Raw genomic sequence first — 3,976 nt, forward strand, 5'->3', positions numbered from 1 at the left:
CCGTGACGTCAGCTACACGATCACCATCGTCACGTCAAATCTACCCAAAGCACAGTGAAACTTCTTAACTAAAGGGCAGTGCCGCCTGGGAGCGCCGGGACGAATTTCGCGATGTGTTCACCGCCGTCGAGGATGCCTTCGGGAGCTGCACCCTCAGCGTGCCAACGGCGCCAATAGCAGTCTGTTCGCCAAGACCGCCAGGGGCTGACAGTTCGCATGGCGTCAACTTTCGGCTACTGACAGATATCGGCGGCGCTCGTAGGCTTTCACTACCGCTTTGTTGAGGGGTCACCTGCGGAGGGTCGATGCTGGACGCGAAACAGCATCAGGGAAAGTTCGGCGAAGACTATGTTCGGGTGCTCGCCTCGGCGGCCGGGTTGGTGGTCTTGGACCAGGACATCGATTCAGACGGTGTCGATCTGGGCTTCCGGGCGACCGGCGTGTATCCCCACACCCGGTCGCCCATGATTGAGGCCCAGGTTAAGACTTGGTCGAAACCCACCGTGTCGTCTGGCCGCCTGCAGTACCGGGGGTTGAGCGAGTGGCAGTTCAACAAGCTCGCCGGGCCGAACTTCACGTTGCCGCGGTACCTGTTCCTCATCTGTGTACCGCCGGATCCGCGCGAGTACGCGGCGTTTCGCTCAGATGGTGTCCTGCTCCGGCATCTCGGCTACTACATGTCGCTCCGGTCTGAGACTCCGATCGCCGAGCCCGACCGTCGACGCAGCCGACCGGTCATGGTGCCGACGGCCAATGTTCTGACAGCGCACGAGCTGCGCAGGCTGACCGAGTCCCGGACTGCTTGGTAGCCGCATGACGAGCGTGCTGCGCGTCGACGACATCGCGTCGTACCTGACAGAGACCGGCTGGTTGCGCGCGCCGAGCGACTGGCACGGCGCCAGCGTGTGGAAACACCCGGGCGAACATGAGGTTCTGGTCCCCACCCACGACCGCTTCGGCGATGCCCGGGCCAGGATCAACGAGCTGCTGCAGTGCCTCGCCATCGTGGAGGATCGCCCGGCAGTGGAGATTGCTGCTGAGATCGCTCGGCCGGACGTGGACACCCAGTTGTTCCGGACCTTTCCCGTCGACAGGGATCCGGGCTACACGTCGGTTGCTGCGGGTTGCTGCGGGCTACCGGGCCGTTCAAGGGGTGCGCGATGTCCTGACGATCGCAACCCGCACCTTGGTCCAGGGACCACATCTCACGTTCGCCGGCCGCCCGCCGAGCGTGGTGGCCGAGCTGCTCCAGACGGCCGAGATGGGGCCTACCCGTGCGGGCAGTTACGTACTCGAGGTTCGGATGTCCGCACGCGCCGCGCTGGCTGGAGGCATCACCGGCCGAACCGTCACCGGGCAGATCCACGAGGCGGTCGATGCGGCGAGGGAGGCGGTGTCGACCGGCCACCTGACCGCTTTCGAGGATGAGATCGTCACCGCTGGACTCTCCTCGAATCTCTGTACAGCGCTGAGTGATCTGGGCGGTCCCGACCACGAGGCACCATTCGAGATCGGCTTCCGTTGGGGCCGCGGCGTGCCGACAGCGGCGGGCATGAGCCGCCACCCTTTCCCGGCAGGCGCTGGCGTACTGCTCCGCGAGGCCGCCGACCAGCTTCGCAACCTCGACGCCTCCGGCGCGGCCACCATCACCGGCCAGATCGAGACGCTGCACCATGGCGCCACGCGGGACGAACAGTGGCGGATCAGCGTGCGAGGCGAGTTCCGTGCGGGTGCCGGGCCAGTCCGTCGTCGCAAGATCTGGGTTCGCCTTCCGGACCAGGCAGCCTACGACCGGGCGATCGATGCGCACCACCGTCAGCTTGCGGTCCAGGTCTCCGGCGAATTGTCCAGCTCCACCGGCCGAGTCGAGCTGGTTCCCGATCAAGGATTCCACGCCATCGACTGATTCATTAGCTCCGCGAAACCGCTCAGGAGGATGGATATGACCGCTGAGAGCTTGACCAACCGGGATCAAATGACGCTCTTCGCCTTGCTCGCCGTCGCCCGGCCTGCCACCAACCGCGAGCTTCGCGACATCGCCGGGCTCGAGATCGACGCTGGCAACAAGAACCGGCTCAACGGCTTCCTCGAGAGCACCAGGCGGGGAACGACCACCGTGCACGCCATAACGAAAGCGGGCCGGGACTGGTGCCTGACGGCGATGTCGGCTGGCCGGCCCTCCGGCACGAAGTTCCCGGCCGGGCCGCTCTATGCGGTCCTGGCCGGTCTGGGCACCTACCTGGTCCGCGCGGAACAAGAACTCGATGACCTGTTCCAGCCCGATGCAGAGGCCTGGATCAGGTCCATATATGACGAACTCACCGTCCGGCGCAAGGGTCAGTATGTCCGTCTCGCGGATGTACGCGCGTGGCTGGACGACGACGTGGATCTCACCGCTGAGATGGACCGGATGATCGATCAACCAGATGTCCACCTGAAGGCAGAGCTGGACCAACGCAAGCTCACAACAGCGGACGAGCAGGCCGCCGTCTTGATCGGTCGCGAACCGCGCCATCTGCTGAAAATCGCACCAGCGTGAGCGCCGAACTCGACGCGCTGGAGGCGTTGGACATCTCGGAGTGGGCGCCGACCAGAGACGAGATATGGACTCTGCCCAGCTATCACGTCGACAGCCTGCATCCGGAGGTCACGCGGCGACTCAGCAAGTCGATCGACGGGCTCACCCGAGGTCGTCGACCAGTCACCGCGGTCGTCGTCGGTGAGCGGGGCTCAGGCAAGACCCATCTGCTCAGCTGGGTCCGGGAAGTGGTCCAGTCGAAGGGCGGGTACTTCTTCCTCTTGAAACCGGTCGCCGGTACGTCGGCGTGGGAGAGCGCGGTCGGTGACACGTACGGTGGACTCCTCCGCCGATTGCCCGGCGGGGTGAGTCAACTGTCACGCCTGCTGACAGTGCTCGCCGATTCGGCTGGCATGGACCCGGCGAGCTGTGCTGTCGTCAGTGGACACGGCAGGTTGACCCGGGAGCAACTGGAGGACTTCCTCGCCGCGCTACGCTCGTTGGATCCCGAGGTCGGGATCACCGCAGTGGACACTGCCCGCGCGCTCGTCCTGCTTGCCTCGACCGGTCCCGCCGTTCAGGTCGGGCACGGATATCTCGTTCGGCCCGAGGTCCACGACGAGCAGCGTGAGCAATGGGGTATCGCTGGTCCCCGCGCATACCAGTTGGTTCTGCGCGACCTTACCCGACTGATCGCGCTCGCCGGCCCGATCGTCTTCGCCTTCGATCAGCTCGATGCGCTCGCCCATGAGTCGACCGTCGCCCTGGGTTCCCGGACGGCGGCCCGGGAGTCCTCAACCGCGCGCCGCATGCGCGACGACATCGCCACCGCGTTGATGGAGCTACGCGACGAGAGCCGCCGAACGCTCATCGTCGTCGCCTGTCAAACCGACACCTGGGAACTCATCTCGCGCTCTACGCTGCTCTCCGCCCGGGACCGCTTCGAAGTGCTGCCCGAACTCGGCGCGATCCCTGATCTGAAGACCGCGACCGCCATCGTCAGCAGCCGGTTCGCGCCAGGGTACAACTGCCGGGGATTCGTCCCGCCCTACCCGACCTGGCCAGTCACGGAAACGGCGCTCGAACAGGCACGCAACCGCTACACCGCGCGTCAGCTGCTGATCCGCGTCAACGACCATGTCACCCGATGCATCGAACACCGGCACGCTACCGAGATGGTGACTCTCGCAGACGCCGCACCGCCGCCGTCACCACCAATTCCGGAGCACCACGTCGATCTCACCGGCATCTTCGAGGGGCTTCGGGACGACGACGAACAGCTCTTGCCGCAGCGCGCCGAAAGCGACGCCATGCCAAAGCTGCTGTCCGCGGGCCTGCGCAGCCTGGTCCTAGAACTGGGAGACAACCCGCACCGAGCAATGCTTGAAACCTGTGGATGACCTTGGGGGGCGTACCCTCCCGAGGAAGCCGAATCAGGAATCAAGCAGGCCCGCGCGC

The 3,976-nt window shown here is 65.4% G+C and carries 4 protein-coding genes; all 4 read left to right on the top strand.

Annotated elements, in window-relative coordinates; genetic code table 11:
- Positions 1–305: 305 nt before the first annotated feature.
- On the top strand, positions 306–809 hold the full coding sequence (locus AC08OU_RS23300) for a DUF4365 domain-containing protein (RefSeq protein ID WP_476605815.1): 504 nt from the start codon (positions 306–308) through the stop codon (positions 807–809).
- A 344-nt stretch (positions 810–1,153) separates the two neighbouring features.
- Positions 1,154–1,906 carry a hypothetical protein gene (locus AC08OU_RS23305; protein WP_476605816.1) on the top strand — a complete coding sequence of 251 codons (753 nt, stop codon included), beginning with the start codon at positions 1,154–1,156 and terminating at the stop codon, positions 1,904–1,906.
- A gap of 36 nt (positions 1,907–1,942) precedes the next feature.
- A complete protein-coding gene (locus AC08OU_RS23310) occupies positions 1,943–2,539 on the top strand; it encodes a hypothetical protein (RefSeq protein WP_476605817.1) in 597 nt (198 codons plus the stop codon).
- Entirely contained in the window at positions 2,536–3,918 is a 1,383-nt protein-coding gene (locus AC08OU_RS23315) for a hypothetical protein (RefSeq protein WP_476605818.1), read from the top strand. Before AC08OU_RS23310 ends, AC08OU_RS23315 begins: the two co-directional genes overlap by 4 nt.
- Positions 3,919–3,976: the final 58 nt, after the last annotated feature.

It is taken from the genome of Frankia sp. CcMO1 (assembly GCF_977945845.1).

Excerpts from the sequence above, each read along its gene's own strand:
- AC08OU_RS23310 (WP_476605817.1), top strand. The coding sequence starts at position 1,943 with ATGACCGCTGAGAGCTTGACCAACCGGGATCAAATGACGCTCTTCGCC.
- AC08OU_RS23300 (WP_476605815.1), top strand. The coding sequence starts at position 306 with ATGCTGGACGCGAAACAGCATCAGGGAAAGTTCGGCGAAGACTATGTT.